This window comes from Skermanella stibiiresistens SB22 (assembly GCF_000576635.1).
GTDB classification, from domain to species: domain Bacteria; phylum Pseudomonadota; class Alphaproteobacteria; order Azospirillales; family Azospirillaceae; genus Skermanella; species Skermanella stibiiresistens.
This window is the reverse complement of record NZ_AVFL01000018.1, coordinates 55,943-80,907: the sequence shown is the minus strand read 5'-3', so window position 1 is coordinate 80,907 and position 24,965 is coordinate 55,943. Positions and strand designations below refer to the sequence as shown.

The window sequence follows — 24,965 nt, the reverse complement described above, 5'->3', positions numbered from 1 at the left end:
CTTCCGGGAGTTCACGCTTTCCGTACTACGCCGTTTTCCGGATGACGGCACCATTCGACCGTCGCCGGAATTGAACCCGTTGAGGGCTTACCCGTGATCCCTGTTGTCATGCCCACCTATGCCCGTGCGGATGTCGTCTTCGAGCGGGGCGAAGGACCCTATGTCTTCGACACGACCGGTCGACGATACCTGGACTTCGCCAGTGGCGTCGCCGTCACGGCGCTCGGCCATGCCCATCCCCACCTGATCAAGGCCATCACCGATCAGGCGAACAAGATCTGGCATACCTCGAACCTGTTCCGCGTCGCGGGTCAGGAGAGCTTGGCGCGACGACTGGTCGACAACACGTTCGCCGACACGGTGTTCTTCACCAATTCCGGTGTCGAGGCGTGGGAATGCGCGATCAAGGTGGTGCGGAAGTACCAGTACGAGACGGGGCATCCCGAGCGCTGGCGGATCATCACCGCCGGCGGGGCCTTCCACGGGCGGACGACCACGGCCATCGCCGCGACCAAGCAGGAGAAGATGGTCAAGGGCTTCGGCCCGATGCAGGACGGCTTCGATCAAGTCGCCTTCGGCAACATGAACGAGCTGCGCGCCGCCATCACCAACGAGACCGCCGGCATCTCGATCGAGCCGGTGCAGGGCGAGGGCGGCATCCGCGCCGGCTCGCTCGACTACCTGCGCCAGCTGCGCGAGGTTTGCGACGAGTACGGGCTGCTGCTGCTGTTCGACGAGATCCAGACCGGCATGGGCCGTACCGGCAAGCTGTTCGCGCATGAGTGGGCGGGCGTCACCCCCGACGTGATGGCCGTGGCCAAAGGCATCGGCGGCGGCTTCCCGCTCGGCGCCTGCCTGGCGACGGAGAAGGCGGCGGTCGGCATGACGGCTGGGACCCACGGCTCGACCTATGGCGGCAACCCGCTCGCCACGGCCGCCGGCAACGCCGTGCTCGATGTCATGCTGGAGCCGGGCTTCCTGGAGGGCGTCGACCGCATCGCCCGCGTGCTGTGGAACCGCTTGCTCGAACTGGCCGCCCGCCACCCCAAGGCGATCGTCGAGGTGCGCGGCGCCGGACTGCTGCTGGGATTGCGCTTCGCGCCGGAGATCGTCAACGGCACCGTCGTGGACACGCTCCGCGCCCACGGCATGCTGACGGTGGCCGCCGGCGACAACGTCGTCCGTCTGCTGCCGCCGCTGATCATCACGGAGACGCAGGTGGACGAGGCCATCGCCATCCTCGACCAAGTGTGTTCGGAACTGGCGCCATGACCGCGCCGACCAAGACCAACGGCGCCGGCACCGGCAATGGGTCGGTCCGGCACTTCCTGGACCTCGACAAGTTCGACGCCACCACGCTGCGCTCCATTTTGGAGCGCGGCAAGGAGCTGAAGGCCGGCGAGCGGGGCGACAAGCCGCTGGCCGGCAAGACGCTCGCCATGATCTTCGAGAAACCGTCGACCCGCACCCGCGTCTCGTTCGAGGTCGGCATGCGCCAGCTCGGCGGTGACGTGGTGATGCTCAGCTCCAAGGAGATGCAGCTTGGCCGCGGCGAGACGGTGGCCGACACCGCCAAGGTGCTGTCGCGCTTCGTCGACGTGATCATGCTGCGCACCGACAGCGAGGAGAAGCTGCTGGAATTGGCGGAGCACGCGACCGTTCCCGTGATCAACGGCCTGACCGACCGTTCGCATCCCTGCCAGATCATGGCGGATGTGCTGACCTTCGAGGAGCATCGCGGTCCAATCGGCGGCAAGGTCGTCGCCTGGAGCGGCGATGGCAACAATGTCGCGACCAGCTGGATCCACGCGGCGGTCAAGTTCGACTTCGAGCTGCGGCTGGCCTGCCCCGACAGCCTCCGGCCCGATCCGGATCTGGTCGGCTGGGCGACGGGGCAGGGTGCGCGCGTCAGCGTCGGCGGCGATCCGGCGCAGGCGGTCAAGGACGCCGACTGCGTGGTCACCGACACCTGGGTGTCCATGAACCAGGAGGACGCGGGGTCGCGCCACAACATGCTGGCTCCCTACCGGGTCGATCGGCGGCTTATGGCAAACGCGAAAACAGACGCCATATTCATGCATTGTCTGCCAGCCCATCGCGGCGACGAGGTCACCGCCGATGTGATCGACGGTCCCAACTCCGTGGTATGGGACGAGGCGGAAAACCGCCTGCACGCCCAAAAGGGCATCTTAACCTGGTGTTTGAGTTCATGAGTCATTTCGGTCACGCCGATAACCCGCTGACCCCCCTGGACATGTCGGCCCCTTCGTCCGACGACATCGTGCAACCCTTCCAGATCGACAGCTCGCACCTGCGGGGCCGTCTGGTCCGTGTTGGCCCGATGCTCGAGGAGATCCTGTCCAAGCACGACTATCCCGAGCCGGTCGCCACCCTGCTGGGCGAGACCATCACGCTCGCCATCACGCTGGCGGGCGCCTTGAAGTACGAGGGCATCTTCACGCTCCAGACCAAGGGCGACGGTCCCATCTCGCTGATGGTGGCCGACGTCACCAGCACCGGCGACGTCCGGGGCTACGCCCAGTTCAACGCGGAGCGGCTGGCTTCCGCCGACATCGCGGCTGTGGCGCCCGTGCCGGCTCTGCTGGGATCGGGCTATCTCGCCTTCACGGTCGACCAGGGCGAGCACACCGAGCGGTACCAGGGCATCGTCGAACTGACCGGCGACACCCTGTCGGAATGCGTCCAGCATTACTTCCGCCAGTCGGAACAGCTCGACACCGGCATCAAGGTCGCGGTCAGCCGCGCGTCCGCCCTTGGTGACGGCGCCGGCAACGGCGAACTTGCGTGGCGCGGCGGCGCCTTGATGCTGCAACGCCTGCCGGAGGATCAGATCCAGCAGACGCTGGGCAGCGACGTGGCCGACGATTGGCGCCGGGCGATGGTGCTGATGGGAACCTGCTCCGACGCCGAGCTGGTGGACCCGAAGCTGCCGCCGAACGACCTGCTGTACCGCCTGTTCCACGAAGACGGTGTCAGGGTCTACGCCCCGATGGCTCTCCAGGCCGCGTGCCGGTGCTCGCGCGAGCGGGTGACCAACGTGCTGCGCTCGTTGCCGCGCGACGAGGTGTCGGAGCTGAAGGTCGATGGAAAAGTCGAAGTCACGTGCGAGTTCTGTAACTCGACGTATACTTTTGATGACGCACAGTTGGAGCAGATCTACGACTGATCCATAGGGGCTCATCTTGATGCGGGACGGCGTTCGTGTGATCCGTACGGGCGCTCTCGCGGCCCTGTTACTCTCCAGCCCGATCGCGGCGGGCCCTGCCGCCGCGTACCGGGCCAGTCTGGTGATCGACGCCGACAGCGGGGTGGTGCTGCACGCCGAGCAGCCCAACCTCCGCAGCTTCCCGGCCTCGACCACCAAGATGATGACGGTCTACATGGCGTTCGACGCGCTGCGGACCGGCAAGCTTCGGCTGGACGAGGACCTGCCCATCTCGGTTCGCGCCGCCAGCCAGACCGGCCAATCCCTCCGGTTGCGCCAGGGCGCCACCATCAAGGCGCGCGACGCGATCCTGGGCTCGATCATCGAATCGGCCAACGACGCCGCCGTGGTGCTGGCGGAACGTCTTGGCGGTACCGAATCGGATTTCGCCGAGGCGATGACCGCCAAGGCGCGGGCGCTTGGCATGAACCGCACCGAGTTCCGCAACGCCTCCGGGCTCAACCACCCCGAACAGGTCGTCACGGCGCGGGACATGGCGCTGCTGGCGCTGGCGCTGCAACGTCAGTTCCCCGACTACTACAGCTATTTCAGCACGCGCAGCTTCAGCCACCGGGGCAGCACCTTCAACAGCGTCAATGGCTTCCTCGTTAACTACAAGGGCGCCGACGGCATCAAGACCGGCTTCACCTGCGCCGCCGGCTACAACCTGGTGGCGTCGGCGGTCCGCGACGGGCGCAGGCTGGTCGCGGTCGTGCTGGGCGAGCAGAGCCGCGGCGACCGGGCGGAGAGCATCGCCCGGCTGATGGATGCCGCCTATGACAACCCGACGCCGAAGATCGCGGCCACCCTCCACGACATCGACCCGGTCCGCACCCGTGAGCCAGACCCGCCGGCGGTCGGCGTGATATCACCGGCCTGCGCCTCGATCGTCTCGGTGCCCGGTGCCCTCAGACCGGATGGCGGCTGGAGCATCGAGATCGCCGGCGCCTTCCCGACCAAGTCCAAGGCGGCCGAGGCCGGACGCAAGCTGATGCGGACCCACTCCGCCGTCATGGGCGGCGCCATGATGACGACCATCGAGCGCGCCCGGAAACACCGTCCCATCGTCATCGGGCTGGCGGAGGAGCAGGCCACGGCGACCTGCAGGAAGCTGCGTCAGGCCAAGGCTTACTGTGTCGTCGTGACGCCGAGGAACCTCAAGGCGGCGGTGACGCTCACGGCGGCTCAGGCCGGCAAGGGCATTTCCAGGAAGTCGACGGCCAAGCTCCCGGGCAAACCCGTTCCCATCAAGCCCAAAGCGAAATCCCCGGCCAAATCCAAGTGACCGCGCGCTTCGCCCCGTGGTATCGCTGAGGCCTGTCCCTTCCCCGTACTTTTCCCGCAAAGCCGCAAAATGATCCGCAGCCTCCTCCGTCCCGCCGTCCTCGCGATCGCAGCCTCCCTCGCCCTGACGGCCTGCCAGGCAACGCCGCCCCAGACGCCGGTCCGCCAGATCAGCTTCGTCAACTCGGCGCCGATCTCGTTCGACGTGGCCAGGATCGAGGTGGTGCGGCAGTACCAACCGCCCCAGGTCCCGCCGAACGTCGATCACTTGGCGCCCGTGCCCCCCAGCGACGCGGTCCAGCGCTGGGCCAACGACCGGCTGCGCGCCATGGGTAGCTCCGGTACCCTCAAGGTGGTGATCAAGGACGCCAGCATCGTCGAGACGCGCCTGCCGCCCACCACCGGCTTCCGCGGCGCCTTCACCACCGACCAGGCCGAACGCTATGACGGCCACATCTCGGTCGATCTGGTCGTGGACGTGCCGTCCCGCCGTTTCCAGGGCTACACCGGCGCCGCCGTCTCCCGCACCATCAGCGTCGCGGAGAACGTCTCCCTGCAAGGCCGCGACGACGCGCTGTTCGGCATGGTGGAACGCATGATGGCGGAGTTGAACACCGAGCTGGAGAAAGGCGTCTACGGCAACCTGACGGCGGTGACGCTGCGGTAGGGGCCGTCACCGGCACCGCATCGACTGAAGCCCCGCCTGTTCCGCCAGCCCCATCGCCTCCAGCGCCAGCGTCGCCGGGTTCTCGCCGGCTTGGCGCAGGCGCTCGACGCCGCGGCGCCATAGCAGGTCGTTCAACTCGGCGAGCACGGGATCGTCGGCGCAGCGGCGGGCGAGGAAATCGGGGTCGAACAGGCGGTGGCGGTCTTCGTTATTCCAGCGCCACGCCGGGACGGTGTTGAGGTCGACGCGCGTGGCCAGTCGCTCCAGCGTCTCGACAAAGCGGGCCTCCCGGTTGACTGCCGCTTCGCGTTCGCGGAGCAGGTCCGGCACCGGGTCCCCCAGCTTTCCGGCCGCTTCCGGCGTCAGGCCGCCGACCGCCGTCAAGCGCAGGCATTTGTCCAGGTCCAGGCGCTCGCCAAGCTTCGGACCAAGCGTCAGGATCATCAAGGCGACGCGGTGGCTCGCGGGCGCCGCCGTCAGGGCGTCCACCAGGACCGTCAGCGGCGGCTCCGCCCTTCGGCGGCGCCAAAATCGGATCGGCATGGCTTGTCCTCCAACCGGGGACGAGCTTACCGCCGCGGCGCCCCGCCAGCCGACGTATAAATCATACGACCTCCCCGACGCCTTCGGGTGGCAGCGAGACGATCCGCGCCGCCGGCACCGAGCGCCGCAGGTCGTCCAGAGGCAGGGAGGTCACCAGCCGCGCGAAGCGGCCATCGCTCAACTGGACGCGCTCCCACAGCCACATGCCCGGACCCATGCGGATCACGCCGGCGAAGTTGAAGTCGGTCCAGCCGGCGATCGGGCGCGTGACCGGCTCGTACCAGCCCAGTTCCACCAGCTTCGCCTCGCCGTCGCGGATGCCGTCGGACGCGAAGGGCCACAGCGTCTCGCCATACAGGCTCTGGGCGTCGTTGCGCCATTCCTGGCGGCGCCACTCGGACACGGCCAGCAGCTGGTGGGTCACGTCGCAGACGAGATGGACCCGCAGCGACGAGGTTTCGACCAGACGCCTCAGCATGGCGTCGCCGGATGGGTCCAGCCGAGCCTCCAGCAGCGGCAGCAGCTTGGCCACCTGCTCGGGGGTTGGCTGGTGGCGGCCCGATTCCCAGCGCGACACGGTCGCCTGCGTCACGCCGGCCAGTTCGGCCAGATGATCCTGCTTGATGCCGTTGAGCCGGCGAAGCCGCCGCAGGGAGCGCCCGAAGTCCAACATCGATCCTGTCCCGCCATTCGATGCGACGGACCACCTTACCCCCAAGATCTTACTGGCGCCAGAACGCCGGGGTCAGCAGGATCAGCACGGTGAACAACTCCAGCCTGCCCATCAGCATGCCGCCGGCCAGCACCCATTTCGCGGCGTCGGGCAGGGGGGCGAAGGTGCCGCTGGGTCCGATCACCGGACCCAAGCCGGGACCGACATTGCTGATCGCGGTCGCGGCACCGGTCATCGCCGTCAGGTAATCCAGCCCCAGCAATTGGAGCGTCAGCGACAGCACCACGAAGCACAGCGCGTAGAGGAAGAAGAAGCTCATCACCGACACCGAGACGGCTTCGGGGATCGGCTTGCCGTTGTAATAGGCGATGAAAACGCCATGCGGCTGGATCAGCCGCCGCATCTGGGCGTCGGCGGTGGCATAAAGCACCTGGAAGCGGAAGATCTTGATGCCGCAGGTGGTCGATCCGGCGCAGCCGCCGACGAACATCAGGAAGAACATCAGGCCGCCGGCGAACGATCCCCAGGTGCCGAAGTCCGAGGTGGCGTAGCCCGTGCCGGTGATCACCGACACGACGTTGAAGCCCGCCATCCGGAACGCGATCAGCGGCTCGTAACCCCGCGCCAGCCAAAGATGCGCGGTCATGGCGGCGACCGCCGACGTCACGACCACGATGAACCAGCGGACCTGCTGGTCGGTCAGCAGGGGGCGCAGGTGTCCGCGCAGCGCGCGCAGGTACAGCACGAAGGGCAGGGCCCCGGCGAGCATGAAGATGACGCCGACCAGCTCGATCAGCGGATCGTCGAAGAAGGCGACCGAGGCGTCGGCGGTGGAGAAGCCGCCAGTCGCGATCGTCGTCATGGCATGGGCGAAGGCGTCGAACCATTCCATGCCGGCCAACCGGTATCCGACCGCGCACAACGCCGTGAAGATCAGGTAGATCGAGCCGATCCAGGTCGCCAATTGGGCCGCGCGCGGCAGCACCTTGTCGGACTTCTCGGAGGATTCCGTGCGGAACAGCTGCATGCCACCGACCTGGAGCATCGGCAGCACCGACAGCGCCAGCACGATGATGCCGATGCCGCCCATCCATTGCAGTAGGGCGCGCCACAGCAGGATACCGGGTGGCGCCATGTCCAAACCGACGATCACGGTGGCGCCGGTGGTCGTGATGCCCGACATCGCCTCGAAGAAGGCGTCGGTGTAGGAGAGGTCGATGGCCGCCAAAGCCAAAGGCACCGCCGCGAAGGTCGCGGTCACCAGCCACGCCAGCGTGGTCAGCAGGAAAGCCTGCCGGATCGACAGGGTGAATTCCGCCATGCGGTTGGTCAGCAGCAGCGACACGCCGACGAACAGCGTGAAGGCCCCCGATATCGCGAAGGTTATCCAGTCGCGGTGCCCAACCGCCAGATCAGCCAGCATCGGCACCATCATGCTGAGGGCCAGCGTGGATAGCAGGATGCCGAGAACGAAGAAGACGGGGCGGAAATCCAAAGGCTAAATCCGATGGCGGGCGTCAGGGCCGGGAGTTGGGCGGGGGGCGCCGTCGAAGCGCGGCACCCCCGCCTTTCCGGGTCACTCTACCACCGGTCGTCGCGTCAGCCGATGCCCGAAGCGCCGCCGATCATCGCCAGGAACTCGCGGCGGGTCGTGGGATCCGTGCGGAACGCTCCCAGCATCCGGCTGGTCACCATGCTGACACCCGGCTTGTGGATGCCGCGAGTGGTCATGCACTGGTGCTCGCCTTCCAGCACGACCGCCACGCCCAGGGGCTGGAGGACGTCCTCGATCGTGTTGGCGATCTGCGAGGTCATCTTCTCCTGGATCTGGAGGCGCTTGGCGTAGGCCTCGACGACGCGGGCGAGCTTGCTGATCCCCACCACCCGGCGCTGGGGAAGGTAGGCGACATGAGCCTTGCCGATGATCGGCACCATGTGGTGCTCACAATATGACTCGAACCGGATGCCCTTGAGCACGACCATCTCGTCGTAGCCGTCGGTCTCCTCGAAGGTGCGCTGGAGCAGTTCGACCGGATCGACCGCGTAACCGGCGAAGAATTCCTCGTAGGACCTCACGACACGGTCTGGAGTGCCGAGCAGGCCCTCGCGGTCCGGATCGTCGCCAGCCCAGAGGAGAAGGGTGCGGACCGCCTCCTCCGCTTCCGCGCGGCTCGGGCGCGCGATTCCGGGGGCGCTGCGGCCATGGTGGGAGGGGCCTCGGACACTATGATCCGCGGTAAGGGACTTCGATGCGCTCACGTCGGGTACCTTTCGATGGTCGGCTCGAGGGTTGGCTAAATCCCGGCTCGTTTCGCGACGCGCTGTCATCCCCCGACCGCGGGATGCCCTCGCGGTGACCGGTTCCGCTTGAACAGCGAGGTGGCGCCCCGATCCCGCGTTTCAAGATGCGGATATCGGATCGCGATAGGATTTGGATGGAATTATCGCCGTTAGTTGAGTTGGACGGTCTCGTGTGGACTATCCAGGGAGAAGGCGGGGATGGTCACGTCGAACTTTTCACCGCGCGCCGTTTCCATCTGATAGCTGCCCGACATGATGCCCGATGGCGCGGTCAAGGGAGTTCCGCTGGTGTATTCGAAGCTCTCACCCGGTTCCAGCACGGGCTGCTCGCCGACGACGCCAGCGCCCTGGACCTCCTGGACACGGCCGAACCTGTCGGTGATCCGCCAATGACGGTTGCGCAACTGGACCGTCTCGCCACCGGTATTCTCGATCCGCACGTGATAGGCCCAGACGAAATGATGCTCCGCCGGCGAAGACTGGTCCTCCAGGAACGTCGGCTTCACGGAGATCCTGATCGAGCGGGTTGTCTGGCTGTACATGGTGGGCTCGCGACCGGGCGTCGGTTATATCGAAATGTCGGCGATACGAAAATTACTCCGTGCTCTCCTCCTTGTCCAGAAACCTATCCGACTCATTTCTACCGGCCGTACCGTTTACGTCCCGTTAATAGCATATACCGCTATGCGGGTCAGGCATGCGCCGACCGCGGCTTCCGCCCTCGTGTCACGCCAACTGGATGACCGGCCTGTCGGCTTCGCGCGCGTCATCGGGGTCGTGCGTCACCAGCAGGGTTGGCAAGCCACGTCGCCGCGCGTGGTCGAACACCCAGGCCCTGAAACGGTCGCGCAGCGCGGCGTCCAGCTTGCCGAACGGCTCGTCCAGCAGCAGGGCCGCCGGTTCCGCCAGCAGCGCCCGCATCAAGGCCACGCGGGCGCGCTGGCCACCCGACAGGGTCGCGGGATCGCGCCCGCCGAAACCTGCCAGATCGGCGTCCGCCAACGCGCGCTCGACCACGGCGCGGCGTTCGGCCCGCCCCCGAACCCGCGAGACCAGGCCAAAGGCCAGGTTTTCCGCGACGCTCATGTGCGGGAACAGCAGGTCGTCCTGGAACAGGATGCCGACCCGGCGCCGCTCCGGCGGCAGGTCGGTGAGATCGGCGCCGTCGAGCGTGACGCGGCCCGCCGCCTCGAACTGGGGGGGCAGAGTGCCACACAGATGGGCCAGCAGGCTCGATTTGCCGCTGCCGCTCGGCCCCATCAGCACGGCGACGCGACCCCCCTCGATCACCAGCGACAGCGGGGCGATCAGCTGGCGCCCGTCGAGGGCCAGCCCGACACGGTCGAGTTCCAGCCGGTGCTCCGACCTGGGCTCGTCCGGCCCTCTCCGATCGGCGCTCATGCCCGTCCTCCCATCCGGCCAATCCGCCGCGCCCGCGCGATCAACCCGGGCAAGAGCGCCGCCAGCGCGAAGCCGGCCAGCGGCGGGGCGGCCTGCGCGAAACCGTAGACGCCGATCAGCCGGCGGTCGGCGCCAGCGGCCAAGCCGACCGCCTCCGTCGTCAGCGTCGGCAGGCGTCCGGCGCCGGCGAACTGGGTCGGCAGGTACTGCGCGACGCTGACCGAGAAGCCGATGGCCGCCGCGATCAGCACCGGACGCAGCAGCAAGGGCAGCTTGACCCGCAGGAACACCCGGGCCGGCGAGGCGCCCAGGCAGGCCGCCGAGCGGGCGTACCGTTCGTCCAGCGCGCGGTAGGGATCGGCCAGCGTCAGGAAGACATAGGGCAGCACGAACAGCAGGTGGCTCCACACCAGCGCGGTCCAGCCGCCGTCCAGTCCCGCCGCGACCAGCAGCACCTGGGTTCCAAACAGGAATCCGATCTGCGGCACCAGCAGCGGCAGGTAGAGCAGCCACAACCCCCGCGCCGAGGGCCGCGAGCCCGAACGCTGCTCGTTCTCCAGGCAGCCCAGCACCAGCGCCAGCGCCACGCCGGTCGCGGCCAGCCCAACGGTCAACGTCGTCCAGGCGGGACCGGACAGGGCGGGCAGGGCGCGGGTCCAGGTCTCCAACGTCCAGCCGCCCGGCAACAGATCGGGAAACCGCCAGCGCGACGCCACCGACCACAGCGCCAGTCCGGCCGAGGATCCGACCGCGATGGCCAGGATCGCGGCCATCGACCCGGCCGACGCCACCCGCGCGCCCAGGCCGGCACCACCCCGCCGCCCCGAGACCAGCCAGCCGCGGCTGAGGCGGGAGACCACGACCTCCGCCAGCCGCCAGCCCGCCACCACGGCGGCGACCAGGATCAGTTGCAGGCAGGCGCCCGCCGCCGCCTGATAACGCAGCGCCAGATCGGGATCGCTGAACCAGCGCAGCACCAGCACCGCCAGCGTCGGCGGCGCCGTCGGTCCCAGGATCAAGGCCACATCCACCACCGACAGCGAGAAGGCCAGCACGGCGTAGACAGGGAGCCGGATCTGCGCGTGGACCAAGGGCAGCACCCCCTTGATCCAGGCCATCACCGGGCCATAGCCCAGGGTCCGCGCGATGGTCAGCGCCTTGTCCGCCGGGGTCTGGCCCAACGCCGCCACCATCATCAGCATCAGGAACGGCGTTTCCTTGACCACGAGCCCCAAGACTAGCGCGACGCCCCAGGGATCGTTGACCGACGCCAGATCGGGCGGGAAGCTCCAGCCGGTCGCCCAAGGCGACAGCGCCCGGACGACCCAGCCGCTCGGCGCCATCAGGAAGGCCAGCCCGATCGCGAAGGCGGCGTGGGGCAGCGCCAGCAGGGGGGCGAGCAGGCGGCGCGACGCCGCGAAGGTCCGGGTGCCATGCCACGCGGCGCAAAACCAAAGGGCGATGCCGAACGACGCCAGCGTCGCCACCAGCCCGGTTCCGACCGACAGGGCCACCGCCTTGCCCAGCCCCGGCGCCGCCAGCAGCCCGCGCCAGGGGTCGAGCGTCGGCGTCGTGCCACCCAGAACCGGCAGGATGCCGAAAGCCGGCGCCCAGGTTCCGAGCAGACCGCCGGCGATCGGCCCCAGGAACAGGATCAGCGTCACGATCGGCACGATCTCCAGCCGGCTCCGCCGCCGCCGCGCGCTCCGCGCGGGAGTGCCGGGAACGGCGGTGTTTCCGGGTGTCGCGTCGATCTGGTCGCTTATCGTCATTCCCTCATCATTCCTTGGGACCCATGCGGTGGCGGCATGGCCGCACCCTAACTTATGAGGGATGCGAAGTCAGGCCATCAGGCGGGCTGTGGCCTTGCGATCACGCCGGTTTGATCGATGCGGATCGGCGGTGTCGCATGACTAATTTCCCGCTTTGCGCGGAAGGGGTGCGGTGTTATATGCGGGGTCCGTTGAAACTGCACGGTCAACCGCCCCATGTCGCCCCAGCGCGTAACACGACGACGAAGGATGGCAAGAGCTTGCGCTCCCGCAAGCTTCGCAGTCCTCACGCCGCGCGCTGATGCCCATGGGACGACGGGTCGAACCTGAGTTTCCCATCCCGGCATCGGCGGCACGGCGCTCCAAGCTCTCCGCATATTTCCTGCCGCCGGGATCACAAGCCTCAATGAACATCACGATCGAGCAGCCGCATCACGCCGCCGCCATCGACAGCCTGCTTGACCTCTCCTTCGGCCCCGAACGGGCCGGCAAGACCGTGTACCGCCTGCGCGAAGGTGTCTCTCCCGTTCCCGAGCTGTCGCTCGTGGCGGTCGAGGACGACGCCGTGGTCGGCACCATCCGCTATTGGCCGATCCTGATCGGCGGCGTCACGCCCACCATCCTGCTCGGCCCGATCGCGATAGCGCCCGGCATGCGCAGTGGCGGCCTGGGTGCCCAGATGATCCGGCAGAGCCTCAACCGGGCCTCGGCCGCCGGCTGGCGCAGCGTCGTGCTGGTCGGCGACGCGCCCTATTACAGCCGCTTCGGCTTCACCCGGGACCTGACCCTGTCGATGAGCCTGCCCGGCCCGGTCGACCTCAACCGCTTCCTGGCGCTGGAGCTGGTCGACGGCGCGCTGAACGGCGTCTCCGGCATGCTGTCCCGCTGGCCAACCGAGATCCAGCCGACGCTGGCCCCGGAGATCGCCGCCTCCCGCCGCGGCGCCGGCGCCCCGGCCTTCGCGACCGAGCGCTGGACCCTCAACGCGCCAGCCTGAAAGGCCGACGAGACCGCGCCGCCGCCCCTCCGCGAGGGGGGAGCGAATGACGACGGGGACGACCAGCCCTGACCGGCCGTCGTAGCGAATATCACGGCGCGCGGCCCAGTCACATCGGCTTGAAACGCGCGCCGCGATGGCCTATAAGCAGGAGCGTCGCGGGTGTAGCTCAATGGTAGAGCAGAAGCTTCCCAAGCTTACGACGAGGGTTCGATTCCCTTCACCCGCTCCAAAATTCTCCTGGAAAATCATTTGGCCTTGCAAGGCCCTAGGTTCCGAGGCTGAAAACGCCGTGGAACTTCTGCACGGATACGGTACGGGAGTGGCGGCACCACGCGTTGGACAAGTTGATCGGCGCCGCCGCGCGTGGCGAGGATCGCCGTCGTGAGCCAGGCGGGAGCCGCCGCCGCGAAGGCCCGCCTCCGGGAGGCGAGTGAGACGCGGATTCTCGACGCGGCGGCCACGGTGTTCGCGCGCCTTGGCCTGTCGGGCGCCACCATGGCCGAGATCGCCCGGGAAGCGGACACGCCGACCGCCACCATCCATTATTACTTCGGCACCAAGCATCGCCTGTATCAAGCCGTCCTCGCCGACACGCTGCGCCTGTGGGTGCGGGAGATCGAGTCCATCGGGCCGGAGGACGAGCCGAGAACGGCGATTGCCGCCTATATCGCGGCCAAGATGCGATTCTCCCGCCTCCATCCCGAAGCGTCCCGGATCTTCGCCGGCGAGATGCTGGCCGGCGGCGGCAATGTGCGGGAGTTCCTGGCGGGCGACCTGCGGCTCCTGATCGAGCGCAAGGCCGCGATCCTGGCGACCTGGGTCGCCCGGGGACTGATCCGTCCGATGGCGCCGGAGCATCTGTTCTTCCTAATCTGGGGCGCCACGGAGTTCTACGCCAACTTCGCGCCCGAGGTGCGGGCGGTGACCGGCTTGGCCGAGGACGAGCCGATCGACTTCGACGGCGCGGCACTCGGCATCGCCGACATCGTGCTGAATGGCTGCCTCGCCCCAGAGTCGGGAGACAGGGACGGGCATTCGCCCGATCGCTGATCATCTTCGCGTCGACATTGCCCATGTCGTGGGCATGGGCCACGCCGGGTCACACTCCCGTATGCCTTGAACCCGCGGATTCCCGATTGGCCCGGAATTTGCTCGATCCTGATTAAACCGTCAGGATCGCGCGGCCGCGCTTTTGGGCCGTGGGGAGGAGGGGGTATGAAGCCTGCGCCTTTCGATTATGAGAGCCCTGTGACCCTGGATGACGCGCTAGCGCTGCTCGACCGCCCCGGCGCCTGTCCACTGGCCGGCGGGCAGAGCCTGATCCCGAACCTATCGATGCGTCGAACGCGGCCCGACCTGCTGGTGGATCTCAGGCGCGTGCCGGACCTGCGGAGTATCGAGACCAATGCCGGAACGCTGCGGATCGGTCCGATGGTGACCTTCGCCGAAGCCGCGGCTTCGCCGGAGGTGCGGGATGCCTGTCCCCTGGTGATCGAGGCGATCCGGCATGTCGGATCGCCCGCCATCCGCAACCGCGGCACGCTGGCCGGCAATCTGGTCTGGGCCGATCCCGCCAGCGAACTTCCCCTTGTGGCGGTGGCGCTGGGAGCGGTCCTGACCCTGCGGCGCCGGGACGGCGAGCGCGAGGTCGCCGCCGCTGATTTCCTCCTCGGCGCCTTCGAATGCGCGATCCGGCCGGGCGAGATCGTGACCTCGATCCGGTTTCCCGTGGCGGGTCCCGGTGCCCGCGCCAGCTTCGCCGAGGTCTCGCCGCGCCGCAACGCGCCGGCCCTCGCCGCCGTCGCGGCGCAGATCGAGGTGGTCGATGGCAAGGTCCGCGCCGCCCGGATCGTCGTCGGCGGCGTCCACCCGGTGCCGCTACGTCTCACCGCCGTCGAGGTGGCGCTGGAGGACGCGGGACCAGGAACGGACCTTCCGGATCTGGGCGCTTCCGTCGCCAAGCGCGCCGTCGGGAGTCTTCCGGACGCCGCCGACTACGCCAGCGCCGTCGTGCCGCCGCTGGTCGGCCGGACAATCGCCTCCATCCTCGCCGCATCGTGAGGGCCGCAACGTGACGGAGAAGCCGATCATGGGTACGGATACCAGGGAAATCAGGGTCACGGTCAACGGAGCCCCGACGCGCTCGACCGTTCCGGTCAGGTTGCTCCTGTCCGACTTCCTGCGCGACGTCCTCGGCCTCACCGGCACCCATGTCGGGTGCGGCCAGGGACCGTGCGGCAGTTGCACCGTGCTGGCCGACGGTGACACGGTGCGCTCCTGCCTGATGCTGGCGGTCCAGGCCGATGGCATGGAGATCGAGACGATCGAGGGCGTGGCCGCCGCCGACGGCACGCCGCACAGGATCCAGGAGGCCTTCCGCGAGCACCACGCCCTGCAGTGCGGCTTCTGCACGCCCGGCATCGTCATGGCGACGGTAGGACTGCTGCGCCGCACGCCCTGTCCCAGCGCCGCCGAGCGCGCGGAACTCATGGAGGGGCATCTCTGCCGCTGTACCGGCTACCGGAACATCGACGAGGCGCTGGCCGCCTTGTCCGGCGCGGAACCCAGAGGGGAGCACTGAGCCATGGCCGTTGGATTGGTTGGAACCTCCGTCCGCCGCATCGAGGATCACCGCCTGCTGACCGGCAAGGCGTGCTATGTCGCCGACATCGTCCTGCCCCAAATGCTGCACATGGCCGTGGTCCGCTCGACCCGCGCCCATGCCGAGATCGTGGAAATCCGCGTCGACAAGGCGCTGGCATACCCGGGTGTCAGGCTGGTCCTGACCGGCGAGGACGTCCGGCACCTGGGTCCGCTGCCGTGCATCGACCTGTTCCCCGACAGCAAGCCCGCCCTTCACCGGGTGCTGGCGCTGGACAAGGTGCGCTATGTCGGCGAACCCATCGCGGTGGTGATCGCCGATGATGGTTACGCGGTCGAGGACGCCGCCGAACTGGTCGAGGTCGTCTACCGCGACCTCCCCGTGGTGCTCGACCTCGGCGAGGCGGCGTCCGAAGCGCCGCCGGCCCTGCTGTATCCGGAATTCGACACCAACGTCGCCAATGTCTGCCGGCAGGAGGTCGGCGACCCCGACGCCGCCTTCACCGATGCCGCCCATGTCTTCGAGGAGACCTTCCGCATCCACCGTTACGCCGCGGCGCCGATGGAGACCCGGGGCGTCGTCGCCGACCCGACCGGCCAGGGTGGGCGGATCACGCTCCACACCTCGACCCAGTTCCCGCATCTCGTCCGGGCCTTCCTCGGTGGCGTGCTCGGCATCCCGGAATCGGATATCCGCGTGGTGGCCCCGGATGTCGGTGGCGGGTTCGGCGCCAAGTGCGAGTTCTACCCGGAGGAGGTCATCTCCGTCGTCGCGGCCCGGCGGCTCGGCCGGCCAGTCCGGTGGATCGAGGGGCGCCAGGAGCATTTCGTCGCGACCACCCATGCCCGCGAACAGATCCACACGATGCGCGCCGCCGTCGACGCCGACGGCATCGTCACGGCGGTGACGCTGAGATCCCTGACCAGCAACGGCGCCGCCATGTTCACCCTGGCGACCACGCCGGCCTCGATCTCGTCGGCGATGCTGCGGGGGCCCTACCGGATTCCCAACTACCGGGCGGAGTCGCTGTCGGTGCTGACCAACAAGACGCCGCTGGCGGTCTACCGCGGCGCCGGCCATCCGCAGGCGGTTCTCTGCATGGAGCTGATGATGGACCGGATCGCGCGCGATCTCGGCATCGACCGGATCGACCTGCGCCGGCGCAACATGCTGACCAAGGGGGAACTGCCGTCGGATCGCGGCACCGCCATCGTGCTGGCGGGCAAGGTCGTCTATGACACCGGCGACTACCCCGGCTGCCTGGACCAGGTGCTGGAACTGGCCGGCTGGGACGACAGGCTGCGGCGCCAAGCCGAGGCGCGCGGCGAGGGACGGATCGTCGGGCTTGGCGTCGCCTGCTTCGTCGAGGAGACCGCGATCGGTCCCTATGAGACCGGTCACGTCCGGGTCGACGGCTCCGGCAAGGTCACGGTCCTGACCGGCGCCTCGCCCCACGGCCAGGGCACCGCGACCGCCATAGCCCAGTTGGTCGCCGAGGAGCTTCAGATCCCGATCGCCGACGTCACGGTGCGCCACGGCGACACCGACGTGGTCGCCGATGGCGTCGGCACCTTCGCCAGCCGCGGCGGCGCCATCGCCGGGGCTGCCGCCCGTCTGGCGGCGCACAAGGTGCGGGAGAAGGCGGTCCTGATCGCGTCGGAACTGCTGGAGGCGGCGGCGGTCGACGTCGCCTGGGTGGACGGCCGCGCCGAGATCGTCGGCGTGCCGGGCCGGGGCGTGACGCTGGCGGAGATCGCCCGGCGGGCGACCGCCTGGAACAGCCTGCCGGCGGGATTGTCGTCCTTCAACCTGGACGAGGTGGCGCATCATCAGGTTCCGGGCATCGCCTTCGCCAACGCCGCGCATGTCGTGGAGGTCGAGATCGACCGCGACACCGGCACCGTCCGGGTCCTCGACTACGCGGTGGTCCACGACAGCGGCCGCATCATCAACCCGATGATCGTCGAGGGGCAGGTTCATGGCGGCATCGCCCAGGGGTTGGGTGGATTGCTGATGGAGGAGATCGCCTATGACGCGACCGGCCGGCCGCTGGTCTCCGGCTTCCAGGACTATTTCCTGCCGACATCCGCCGAGATGCCGGATATCCGCACCGGCTTCATGGAAAGTCCGACGCCGCTCAACCCTTACGGCATGAAGGGGGCGGGCGAGGGCGGCACGACCGGCGCCGTCGGCGCCATCACCGGGGCCATCGCCGACGCGCTCGCCCCGCTGGGCATCCGGGTCGCCGGCGACGGGCCGTTCACCCCGCCAGCGGTCATGGCGCTGCTGCGGGCGCGCGGAGAAGGAGTGGGGGCATGAGCTTCGTCCTGGCGGATGCCTGGGTCGTCACGATGGACGAGCGCCGGCGGGTGCTCGACCGGGGCGCGGTGCTGGTCAGCGGCGATCGGATCGCCGGAGTCGGCGACACCGCCGACCTGCTGCGCGACAACCCCGACGCGGAGCGGATCGACTGTTCCGGCTCCATCATCATTCCCGGCATGGTCAACACCCACACGCACCTGTTCCAGACCCTGCTGAAGGGGCTGGGCGACGACATGGTGCTGAAGAAGTGGTTCACCTGCATGACGGGGCCGGCCGCCGCCTCGCTGACCCAAGAGGACGTTTATGCCGGCGCGCTGCATGGCTGCGTCGAATCGATCCGCTCGGGCGTCACGACCTTGGTCGACTTCATGTATGTCCACCCGCGGCCGGGCTTGACCGAGGCCGTGTTCGACGCCTTCGAGGAGACCGGCCTGCGCGGCTTCGTCTGCCGCGGCTTCATGACGGCGGGCGCCGATCTCGGCGTTCCGGAAGCGTTGATCGAGGAGATCGGCTCCGCCCTGGCCGACGTGACCGCCCTGGCGAGGAGCCGGCACCAGCCGGATGGCCGGGTGCGGCTCGGGGTGGCGCCCTGCATGATCTGGACGCTCGACGAGGAGAGCCTGCGGCTGACCCGCGAACTGGCGACGCGCGAGGGCCTCCTGCTGACCACCCATGTCGCCGAGACGGTGTTCGAGGTCGAACACGCCCAAGGCCGGTATGGACGCTCCGACACCGAATTCCTCGGCGACATCGGTTTCCTGGGTGCGGATGTCCTGGCCGTCCATTGCGTCAACTGCGACGGCGGCGATATCGAGGTGTTGAGACGCCACGACGTCAAGGTGTCGCACAACCCGTGTAGCAATCTCTATCTCGCCTCCGGCATCCCGCCGATCCCGGAGATGCTGTCGGCGGGGTTGACCGTCGGGCTGGGGGCGGACGGACCGGCCAGCAGCAACAATCACAACCTGTTCCAGGCGATGAAGTTCGCCGCCCTGATCCAGAAGGGCGCGCACCGCGACGCCGAAATCATGACGGCGGAGAAGGTGCTGGAGATGGCGACCATCGACGGTGCCCGCGCGGTCGGTCTGGAGGCTGAGATCGGCTCGATCGAGGTCGGCAAGAAGGCCGACCTGGTGGTGGTCGGCGCCACCGACCCCTGGATGACGCCGCTGCACAACCCGGTCTCGGCCCTTGTCTACTCCGCGCTGGGCCATGAGGCGAGGACCGTGGTGATCGACGGCCGAATCGTGATGCGCGATCAGGTGGTGAGCACGGTCGACGCCGACGCCGTGCGTCGGCGGGCTCAGACCGCGGCGGACGACCTCGCCGGACGCTCCGGCATCGCGCACCTCAAGACCCGGCCGTGGCCCTCGGCGGGATTTTGAGCCCGGCCGCCGAAAAGCCCGTGCCGGGTGGGACGCCTCGGTGAGGGAACGCTCACAAGGGTGTCGCACCGCCGGCGCCGCCGTCCCGATTGGCCCGGATGTGCCGGGCCATGCGCGCGACCGCTTCCCAAGGGTTGAGGCTGGCGCCGAGCAGCCGGCGTTCCAGGCGGGCCGCTCCCAGGATTTCCGCCGGCCGGCCTTCCGCGTCGAACCGCTGGATCAGCACGGCGACGCCTTGGCCCGCCCGAGCGGCCGGAGCGCGCAAGGTCTGGGCGTTGCCGGTCCAAGGACCCAAATCGGTGATCTCGCGCACGACATGGCTGTGGTTGAGCCGGCGGCCTCGGTTTTCGCCGGCCTTGACCGTGATGCCGCGGTTCAGGTCATAGCGCACCATCAGGACGCGGGCGTTCCGTTCGACCAGCGCCGGCTTTCCCTTTGGCACCGTGATATCCAGGCCGCCGTCACGCTCCCTCAGGCCGACGCCGAGCCGCTTGGATGCCTCCACGCGCCGCTCCGCCACGGCCTTTCCGACCGCACGGGCGTGGCCGCCGAACACCTCGGAGGCGCCATCGATGATCATCTGTGGCGTGTAGACCGACGCGCGGCCCAGCGCGTCGTTGTAATCGCTTTGGCGGCGGGTGGCGCCGACGCTGGCGAAGGGATCGTTCCAGCCTCGGCCATCCCACCATTTGACATGGTAGGACAGCGCCAGCACATCGGGCCGGCCCGCCAACTCGCTCAACAACGCGTCGGCGGCCGGTGACGCGGGGCAGCCTTCCGACGTGAACAGCTCGACCACGGTCGGCTGGTCCGCGAAAACCGAACTGAACAGGAACCCCATCGGCAACGCGATAGCGGCGATCCCAAGCATCTAGCGATCCTCTCCAGCCTTTTATTCGAAAGCGCTCGTTCTGTGGCCTATTATAGCCATTTCCCGAAACGCGCTTGTGTGACCATGGCGGTGTTAAGACTGAAGAGAATGGATGCGAACATTTGCCAATCCAAATTCCCTACCGCCGATTTTCTTCCCACCGCGGCAGGGATGTCACATTTTTGACACCCGTCCCGAGTGTTTCCATAACTAGCATCCCTCGACAAGCGGGAGGGTGAAATGGATCACGGTTTTGGCATAAGCGCGTTTTTTCGGCGGATCGCCGGAGAACAGATGATGTCCCAGTTCTCGGAAGGGCCCGAGGAGCAGTTGCCTGTCCAGATGCAGGCGATCCTGGCTCTGACGGCCGCGGTCGCCTGCTGGGGTTTCGTCGGTGCCGTTTTCTACCTGGGCATTTCGGCGTTGCGCACCGCGGTCGGACCGCTGAGCAGCTTTATCGCCTGAGCCGACGCGTTGGTGGACGGCGGCTCGACAGCCGGCATGGCCGACGGGACGATCGCGTTGGCCATCAACTCGGCGAGGCAGTGATAGCTGGCGTCGGTCATGTGAAGCTGGTCGCCGGACAGCATGGTCGTGGCCGTGAACTGCTTGTGATCCAGCCAATACCTCATCACGGCGCTGCGCCGGAAGACCGGCACCCCGTTGGCGGCGCCCAAGGCCCTCACCGCGTCGACATAGGCGGCATATGTGGCGTTGCCGGCCTGCTTGGGTAGGAACTGCGGCTCCAGCAACAGCAGGTCGGCGCCACTCCGCCGGATGCGCTCGATCCCCTCGACCGCCTGGGTGGCGAAGGTCTTCGCGTCGACGTTCCGTAGCGCGTCGTTGGTGCCGAGTTGCCAGATCACCAGGTCGGGTTTCAGCGCCAGAACATCGCGGTCCAGCCGCGCCAGCGTGCCGGCCGCCGTCTCGCCGCCGATCCCCTTGTTGACCACGTCGATCTTGGCGCCGGGGAAGCGCGCTTCCAGGATCTGGTCGAGCTGGGCCGGATAGGTCATGGTCGGCCCGGACGCTCCCGTTCCCTCGGTGCTCGACGATCCGACCGCCACCACGCGGAAATCGCGAGTGCGGCTGAGCGCGACGCTGGTGCGCGGCAGGTCGCGCGCGGAGGCGGGCGAGACCAATGTCGGCGCCGCGCACTGGTCGGAGACCTGCGCCGAGGCGCTGCCGGCCGTCAGGCCGAAGCCCCCCATGGTGAAGAGGGCGCAAAGGGCGGTGGCGGAGAGGAGAAGGGCTGGCTTGACCATTGTGCTCGGAAGCTCGCTCGGCTGCTGTTGCAAGGAAGCCGGCGGGGCGCTCGGCGTCGGCAGAGCGTATCGTCGCAAATCATGGTCAAAATGTGAATCGGCGCATATGGCGCGAAGAAACGTCCGGTGGTGTTGCCGATAGGCAACCCGGATCACGCGGGACACATGGCGCAAACGCTTGGATGTGGCGAATGTTCCGGTGAATGTCGCCGCCAAGTCCACAATCCCGCCACGCCCCACTTTGGCTGAATGGGGTATTGAAACGGTCGCCGTGGAATGAACATGATCCTCGGGTGTTCATGAATTCATTCAGCTATGCCCACTAATCCATCAGACACATCAAGCCGCCGTCGCGCTGGCCATGGAGACAGCCATGAAAAGATTTGAAATACTCGATGGATTTCGCGGGTATTTTCTCGTTTTCATGATGCTCAATCACCTTGTGTTCCAGGGTGATTTGGCGTTGGCGCGCATCAACCACTCGGAGCTTGGATATGTGCAGGACGCCCAAGGCTTCGTCTTCATTTCCGGCGTCATCATCGGGCTCTACTACACGCGTATGATCGCCAAGGGGCAGACCGCCTTGATGGACATGAAGCTCCTCAAGCGCGCCTATCAGCTCTACGTCTACGCCGTGATCGTCCTGGCGGTGATCCTGTTCCTCGGCGTCCTGATGCCGAACTCCCGCCCCTTGTGGGGGCAGTTCATGTGGGAGATGTACCAGACGCCGACGGTCACGGCGATCTCGTCGTTCCTGCTGCTCTACCAGCCCACCTTCATGGACATCCTGCCGCAATACATCGTGTATCTGCTGGTGTCGCCGTTGTTGTTGCGCTGGGTCGCGCGGGGTTATTGGCGCGAGGTCCTGGGCGGCAGCGCCGTGCTGTGGCTAACCGTCCAGCTGGGCTGGCACCTGCCGGGGGTCCGCATCGTCTCCGACGCCATCGGTGGGTTCGCCCCCGGCTTCACGCTTCGCGGATACTTCAACCCCCTGGCGTGGCAGATCGTCTTCGTCATCGGCCTGCTGCTGGGTTCCGCCGACGCCCAGGGCAAGCTGGACTGGAAGGCTTGGTTCTCGCCCGACCGGACCGACCTGCTGAAGCTGTCGATCATCATCGTGGCCTTGTTCATGTTCTATCGGCTGGGCTTCACCCACGGCTTCATCCCCGACAGCATGGCCCTGCGCTTCGACGCCTATAACAGCCGCTCCGAATTCAGCCTGGTCTATCTGCTTAACTTCACGGCACTGGCCTATCTGGTCACCTGGACCTTGATCGCCGGACGCCAGTCGAAGTCGATGATCGCCCGCGGCGCCGGCGACTTGCTCTACCGCCTGTTCCAGTGGCGCTTCCTGACTTTCCTTGGCAAGCATTCGCTGCAGGTCTACGCCTTCCATGTCGTCGTGGTCTATGTGGTGCTGGGCTTCGACGGCAGGATCGGACCGTTCAGCGAGACGACCAAGACCATCATCACGCTGCTCGCCATCGCCAGCCTGCTGATCCCGGCCTGGATCCACGCCAATCACACCGACTGGGTCGACCAGAGTCGCCGATTGATGACGCGGGTCCAGCCGGCGCAGGGCAGGACCCGGAACTGACGAAAGCGGAACCAACGGGAGGCCCGGTGGTTTGCCAGGGGAGCGGCGTCGCTAGCGCCGTGAACTATCCAATGGAAGGCTGGAGATGGCGAACACGGACCATAGAACCCCTGAGCAGATCGAACGGGAGATCGAACAGACCCGGCAAAACACCGCGGCGACCCTGGCGGCGATCGAGGACCGGCTGTCGCCGGGACGGCTGATGGATGAGGTCTGGAGCTATCTGCGCACCAGTGGCCAGGGTCAGACCTTCGTGTCCAACCTGTCCAATACCGTGCGGGACAACCCCATTCCGGTCGCCTTGCTGGCGCTAAGCGTCGCGTGGCTGGCGGTCGCCGGCTCCCGAGGCGACAGCAAGCGGGGCCGCTGGACACCCGAGCGGGCGGACGACCTCGAGGAATTCGATTACGACGATGCCGTGCTGACCGAGGACGCGTTCCACTTCGGCGCTCCACCGCGCGGTCACGCACAGGCCCGCCACACGGTCGACTACGTCGATCCCGACACCCACCATCAGCACGTCTCGTCATCGCGGCCCGGCGCCCCCGATGGCGTGGCGCCGACGCCGGACACGCTGCTTGGCCGGGAGGCTGGGACCCTGAAGGCCCGCGACGCCGCCCGCGCCTTCGAGACCCCAAACGCGGCCCCGATCGTACCGCCGCTTCCCCGGCCCTGATCCCGCGACAATGGCTTGGGCGTGAAAAAGCCCTCCTCCCGGTCGGGAGGAGGGCTTTTTCCTATCTTATTCTGATTGTCGGGTCTTGCCCTTGTTATTGTTGGGCGGGTGCCGCCGGCTGTTCCTGAGGGGCCGCCGCCGGGGCCGGCTCTTGCATGCCCTCCTGCCGGCGCTGTTCCAGGGCCTGTAGCTGGGCGGTCTGCTCCGCCACCTGATCCCGAAGCTGCGCCAGACCCTGCTGCTCCTGCTGGAGGTTCTGCCGCGCTTCCTGGATCCGCTGCTCGATCGCCTGAAGCTCGCTGGTGCGGCCGGTGACGTTGTCGCTCAGCTCGGCGACGTTGCGGCGGGCCTCGACCTCGGCCTCGCGCGCTTGGCGGGCGCTTTCCGTCACCTCGGCCAATCGGGCTTGCTGGGCGTCGGCCTGGCTGGTGAGATCGGCCAGACGCTGCTCGGCGGCGGACAACTCGGCCGTGCGCTGCTCAACCTGCTGGGTCATGCCCGTCAGCTGACCTTGCAGCTGCTCGATCTGGGTCGCAACCTGCTGGTTGCGCTGGACAGTTTGCTCCGTTTCGCGCTTGGCGTTCTCCAACTCCTGGCGGGCGCCGGTCAATTGGTCGTTGGTGGCGGCCAGTTCCTGGCGGGCGGCGTTGGTGGCCTGTCTGGCTTCGTCGAGTTGGGCGGTGGCCGCTTCGGCCTGCTGGCCCGCCTGGGCCGCCTGATCGGCCTTGGCCGCCGACTCCTGGCTGAGGGCGGCGATGCTGTCGCGCAGCTGGCTCTCCTGCTGGCGAACCTCGTTGACGCGCTGGGTGATTTGCTCCGCTTCCGCCTTCCGCTGGTTGATCTGCTCGGTCACTGTGGCGAGCTGCTCGGCGGCGGCGGCCTGTTGCTGGCCGGATTCGGCCAATTGGGCCTGGATCCGCTCAAGCTGCTGCGTCTGCTGGCGCAGCTGCTCGGCGACCTGGGCCGCCTGCTGTTCGGCCTCGGTGCGCTGCTGGGTGAAGGTCTGGGTCTCGGCCTGCGCCGCGTCGCGCTGGGCGTTGAGTTCCTGAACCCGCTGCTGGGAGCCCTGGACCTCCTGGCCCAGGCGGTTGACCTCGCCGGCCAGCCGCCGCTCGTCCTGCACCGTGGCGCGCAGGCGGTCCAGGTCGGCCTGGACGGTCTGCCGCTCCTCGCGGACGGTGTCGCGTTCCCGCGTGATGTTGGTCAGGGCCTGCTGGTAGTCGCGCTCCCGCTGGGCGAGCTGATCCTCCAGCCGGCCGCTCTTGACCCCGAAGGAAATCGCGGCGATCACCGCGATGACCGCCACCACGGCCAGTCCCATCAGGTAATACCGCAGGTTCCCTTGCCTCGCGTCGGGTTCGTGCGAGCTGGTCATGGATG

General features: G+C 67.8%; 24 protein-coding genes and 1 tRNA gene. 15 read left to right on the top strand and 10 right to left on the bottom strand.

All coding sequences use genetic code 11. The annotated features are described in order from the left end of the window. The first annotated feature begins 108 nt into the window (after window positions 1–108). The 5 genes from N825_RS22125 to N825_RS22105 all read left to right on the top strand — a co-directional run bounded on the left by N825_RS22125 (window position 109) and on the right by N825_RS22105 (window position 5,177). Window positions 109–1,272: an aspartate aminotransferase family protein gene (locus tag N825_RS22125; RefSeq protein WP_037457104.1), complete on the top strand. Its 1,164-nt coding sequence runs from the start codon at window positions 109–111 to the stop codon at window positions 1,270–1,272. Continuing rightward, window positions 1,269–2,213, top strand: coding sequence for an ornithine carbamoyltransferase (argF, locus tag N825_RS22120; RefSeq protein ID WP_037457102.1), 945 nt, complete (start codon window positions 1,269–1,271; stop codon window positions 2,211–2,213). The genes N825_RS22125 and argF overlap by 4 nt, the downstream gene beginning before the upstream one ends. Beyond that, window positions 2,210–3,187, top strand: coding sequence for an Hsp33 family molecular chaperone (locus N825_RS22115; protein WP_157619479.1), 978 nt, complete (start codon window positions 2,210–2,212; stop codon window positions 3,185–3,187). The genes argF and N825_RS22115 overlap by 4 nt, the downstream gene beginning before the upstream one ends. A gap of 37 nt (window positions 3,188–3,224) precedes the next feature. Next, on the top strand, window positions 3,225–4,511 hold the full coding sequence (locus N825_RS36785) for a D-alanyl-D-alanine carboxypeptidase family protein (RefSeq protein ID WP_198038822.1): 1,287 nt from the start codon (window positions 3,225–3,227) through the stop codon (window positions 4,509–4,511). Window positions 4,512–4,580: 69 nt separating this feature from the next. Then, window positions 4,581–5,177: a hypothetical protein gene (locus N825_RS22105; RefSeq protein WP_037457100.1), complete on the top strand. Its 597-nt coding sequence runs from the start codon at window positions 4,581–4,583 to the stop codon at window positions 5,175–5,177. A gap of 6 nt (window positions 5,178–5,183) precedes the next feature. Here the strand turns inward: N825_RS22105 and N825_RS22100 are convergent, their stop codons facing one another. The 7 genes from N825_RS22100 to N825_RS22070 form a co-directional block, all read right to left on the bottom strand. Beyond that, window positions 5,184–5,720: a hypothetical protein gene (locus N825_RS22100; RefSeq protein ID WP_037457097.1), complete on the bottom strand. Its 537-nt coding sequence runs from the start codon at window positions 5,718–5,720 to the stop codon at window positions 5,184–5,186. Between the two features lie 61 nt (window positions 5,721–5,781). Continuing rightward, entirely contained in the window at window positions 5,782–6,393 is a 612-nt protein-coding gene (locus N825_RS22095) for a helix-turn-helix transcriptional regulator (RefSeq protein ID WP_063833907.1), read from the bottom strand. Between the two features lie 49 nt (window positions 6,394–6,442). Continuing rightward, on the bottom strand, window positions 6,443–7,888 hold the full coding sequence (locus N825_RS22090) for a TrkH family potassium uptake protein (protein WP_037457095.1): 1,446 nt from the start codon (window positions 7,886–7,888) through the stop codon (window positions 6,443–6,445). A gap of 104 nt (window positions 7,889–7,992) precedes the next feature. Beyond that, window positions 7,993–8,577 (bottom strand): GTP cyclohydrolase I FolE, encoded by a 585-nt coding sequence (gene folE / locus N825_RS22085; RefSeq protein WP_037457256.1) that lies wholly within the window; start codon window positions 8,575–8,577, stop codon window positions 7,993–7,995. Between the two features lie 266 nt (window positions 8,578–8,843). Continuing rightward, window positions 8,844–9,236 (bottom strand): Co2+/Mg2+ efflux protein ApaG, encoded by a 393-nt coding sequence (apaG, locus tag N825_RS22080; protein WP_037457093.1) that lies wholly within the window; start codon window positions 9,234–9,236, stop codon window positions 8,844–8,846. A gap of 184 nt (window positions 9,237–9,420) precedes the next feature. Then, on the bottom strand, window positions 9,421–10,095 hold the full coding sequence (locus N825_RS22075) for an ATP-binding cassette domain-containing protein (RefSeq protein ID WP_051512758.1): 675 nt from the start codon (window positions 10,093–10,095) through the stop codon (window positions 9,421–9,423). Continuing rightward, the gene (locus tag N825_RS22070) at window positions 10,092–11,867 is read right to left on the bottom strand and encodes an ABC transporter permease (protein WP_084164964.1); all 1,776 of its coding nucleotides are present in this window, start codon (window positions 11,865–11,867) and stop codon (window positions 10,092–10,094) included. The genes N825_RS22075 and N825_RS22070 overlap by 4 nt, the downstream gene beginning before the upstream one ends. Before the next feature lie 406 nt (window positions 11,868–12,273). Here N825_RS22070 and N825_RS22065 point away from each other — a divergent pair, with 406 nt between their 5' ends. The 7 genes from N825_RS22065 to N825_RS22035 all read left to right on the top strand — a co-directional run bounded on the left by N825_RS22065 (window position 12,274) and on the right by N825_RS22035 (window position 19,176). Further along, complete coding sequence (locus N825_RS22065) at window positions 12,274–12,864, top strand: GNAT family N-acetyltransferase (protein ID WP_063833906.1); 591 nt, start codon at window positions 12,274–12,276, stop codon at window positions 12,862–12,864. Between the two features lie 158 nt (window positions 12,865–13,022). Next, window positions 13,023–13,096: transfer RNA gene (locus N825_RS22060), tRNA-Gly, on the top strand. Window positions 13,097–13,248: 152 nt separating this feature from the next. After that, window positions 13,249–13,917 carry a TetR family transcriptional regulator C-terminal domain-containing protein gene (locus N825_RS22055; RefSeq protein WP_037457249.1) on the top strand — a complete coding sequence of 223 codons (669 nt, stop codon included), beginning with the start codon at window positions 13,249–13,251 and terminating at the stop codon, window positions 13,915–13,917. Between the two features lie 165 nt (window positions 13,918–14,082). Next, window positions 14,083–14,928 carry an FAD binding domain-containing protein gene (locus N825_RS22050; RefSeq protein ID WP_037457091.1) on the top strand — a complete coding sequence of 282 codons (846 nt, stop codon included), beginning with the start codon at window positions 14,083–14,085 and terminating at the stop codon, window positions 14,926–14,928. A 28-nt stretch (window positions 14,929–14,956) separates the two neighbouring features. After that, window positions 14,957–15,448, top strand: a complete 492-nt coding sequence (locus N825_RS22045; protein ID WP_037457246.1) for a (2Fe-2S)-binding protein — start codon at window positions 14,957–14,959, stop codon at window positions 15,446–15,448. Between the two features lie 3 nt (window positions 15,449–15,451). Next, window positions 15,452–17,788: a xanthine dehydrogenase family protein molybdopterin-binding subunit gene (locus N825_RS22040; RefSeq protein WP_037457089.1), complete on the top strand. Its 2,337-nt coding sequence runs from the start codon at window positions 15,452–15,454 to the stop codon at window positions 17,786–17,788. After that, complete coding sequence (locus N825_RS22035) at window positions 17,785–19,176, top strand: amidohydrolase family protein (RefSeq protein WP_037457088.1); 1,392 nt, start codon at window positions 17,785–17,787, stop codon at window positions 19,174–19,176. Before N825_RS22040 ends, N825_RS22035 begins: the two co-directional genes overlap by 4 nt. Window positions 19,177–19,228: 52 nt before the next feature. Here N825_RS22035 and N825_RS22030 read toward each other — a convergent pair whose 3' ends face one another. Further along, entirely contained in the window at window positions 19,229–20,047 is an 819-nt protein-coding gene (locus tag N825_RS22030) for a DUF1223 domain-containing protein (protein WP_051512754.1), read from the bottom strand. Window positions 20,048–20,287: 240 nt separating this feature from the next. On the opposite strand from N825_RS22030, the gene N825_RS39070 reads away from it, so the two are divergent. After that, window positions 20,288–20,512, top strand: a complete 225-nt coding sequence (locus tag N825_RS39070; RefSeq protein ID WP_157619478.1) for a hypothetical protein — start codon at window positions 20,288–20,290, stop codon at window positions 20,510–20,512. Here N825_RS39070 and N825_RS22025 read toward each other — a convergent pair. Then, on the bottom strand, window positions 20,452–21,312 hold the full coding sequence (locus N825_RS22025) for an SGNH/GDSL hydrolase family protein (RefSeq protein ID WP_051512753.1): 861 nt from the start codon (window positions 21,310–21,312) through the stop codon (window positions 20,452–20,454). The genes N825_RS39070 and N825_RS22025 overlap by 61 nt on opposite strands. A 373-nt stretch (window positions 21,313–21,685) precedes the next feature. Between N825_RS22025 and N825_RS22020 the strand changes: the two genes are divergently transcribed. Together N825_RS22020 and N825_RS22015 are read left to right on the top strand one after the other, a co-directional pair. Then, on the top strand, window positions 21,686–22,909 hold the full coding sequence (locus N825_RS22020) for an OpgC family protein (protein WP_198038821.1): 1,224 nt from the start codon (window positions 21,686–21,688) through the stop codon (window positions 22,907–22,909). Between the two features lie 85 nt (window positions 22,910–22,994). Then, window positions 22,995–23,585, top strand: a complete 591-nt coding sequence (locus tag N825_RS22015; protein ID WP_037457085.1) for a DUF3618 domain-containing protein — start codon at window positions 22,995–22,997, stop codon at window positions 23,583–23,585. A gap of 94 nt (window positions 23,586–23,679) precedes the next feature. On the opposite strand, the gene N825_RS22010 is transcribed toward N825_RS22015, so the two are convergent. Further along, the gene (locus N825_RS22010; protein WP_037457083.1) at window positions 23,680–24,960 is read right to left on the bottom strand and encodes a coiled-coil domain-containing protein; all 1,281 of its coding nucleotides are present in this window, start codon (window positions 24,958–24,960) and stop codon (window positions 23,680–23,682) included. Between the last annotated feature and the right edge of the window lie 5 nt (window positions 24,961–24,965).

Coding starts and splice junctions, on each gene's coding strand:
- N825_RS22115 (WP_157619479.1), top strand. CDS start 2,210: ATGAGTCATTTCGGTCACGCCGATAACCCGCTGACCCCCCTGGACATG.
- N825_RS22015 (WP_037457085.1), top strand. CDS start 22,995: ATGGCGAACACGGACCATAGAACCCCTGAGCAGATCGAACGGGAGATC.
- argF (WP_037457102.1), top strand. CDS start 1,269: ATGACCGCGCCGACCAAGACCAACGGCGCCGGCACCGGCAATGGGTCG.
- N825_RS22010 (WP_037457083.1), bottom strand. CDS start 24,960: ATGACCAGCTCGCACGAACCCGACGCGAGGCAAGGGAACCTGCGGTAT.
- N825_RS22070 (WP_084164964.1), bottom strand. CDS start 11,867: ATGACGATAAGCGACCAGATCGACGCGACACCCGGAAACACCGCCGTT.
- N825_RS22075 (WP_051512758.1), bottom strand. CDS start 10,095: ATGAGCGCCGATCGGAGAGGGCCGGACGAGCCCAGGTCGGAGCACCGG.
- N825_RS22050 (WP_037457091.1), top strand. CDS start 14,083: ATGAAGCCTGCGCCTTTCGATTATGAGAGCCCTGTGACCCTGGATGAC.
- N825_RS22100 (WP_037457097.1), bottom strand. CDS start 5,720: ATGCCGATCCGATTTTGGCGCCGCCGAAGGGCGGAGCCGCCGCTGACG.
- N825_RS22040 (WP_037457089.1), top strand. CDS start 15,452: ATGGCCGTTGGATTGGTTGGAACCTCCGTCCGCCGCATCGAGGATCAC.
- N825_RS22045 (WP_037457246.1), top strand. CDS start 14,957: ATGGGTACGGATACCAGGGAAATCAGGGTCACGGTCAACGGAGCCCCG.
- N825_RS22030 (WP_051512754.1), bottom strand. CDS start 20,047: ATGCTTGGGATCGCCGCTATCGCGTTGCCGATGGGGTTCCTGTTCAGT.
- N825_RS22020 (WP_198038821.1), top strand. CDS start 21,686: ATGAAAAGATTTGAAATACTCGATGGATTTCGCGGGTATTTTCTCGTT.
- N825_RS22065 (WP_063833906.1), top strand. CDS start 12,274: ATGAACATCACGATCGAGCAGCCGCATCACGCCGCCGCCATCGACAGC.
- N825_RS22125 (WP_037457104.1), top strand. CDS start 109: ATGCCCACCTATGCCCGTGCGGATGTCGTCTTCGAGCGGGGCGAAGGA.
- N825_RS22035 (WP_037457088.1), top strand. CDS start 17,785: ATGAGCTTCGTCCTGGCGGATGCCTGGGTCGTCACGATGGACGAGCGC.
- N825_RS39070 (WP_157619478.1), top strand. CDS start 20,288: ATGGATCACGGTTTTGGCATAAGCGCGTTTTTTCGGCGGATCGCCGGA.
- N825_RS22025 (WP_051512753.1), bottom strand. CDS start 21,312: ATGGTCAAGCCAGCCCTTCTCCTCTCCGCCACCGCCCTTTGCGCCCTC.
- apaG (WP_037457093.1), bottom strand. CDS start 9,236: ATGTACAGCCAGACAACCCGCTCGATCAGGATCTCCGTGAAGCCGACG.
- N825_RS22105 (WP_037457100.1), top strand. CDS start 4,581: ATGATCCGCAGCCTCCTCCGTCCCGCCGTCCTCGCGATCGCAGCCTCC.
- N825_RS22095 (WP_063833907.1), bottom strand. CDS start 6,393: ATGTTGGACTTCGGGCGCTCCCTGCGGCGGCTTCGCCGGCTCAACGGC.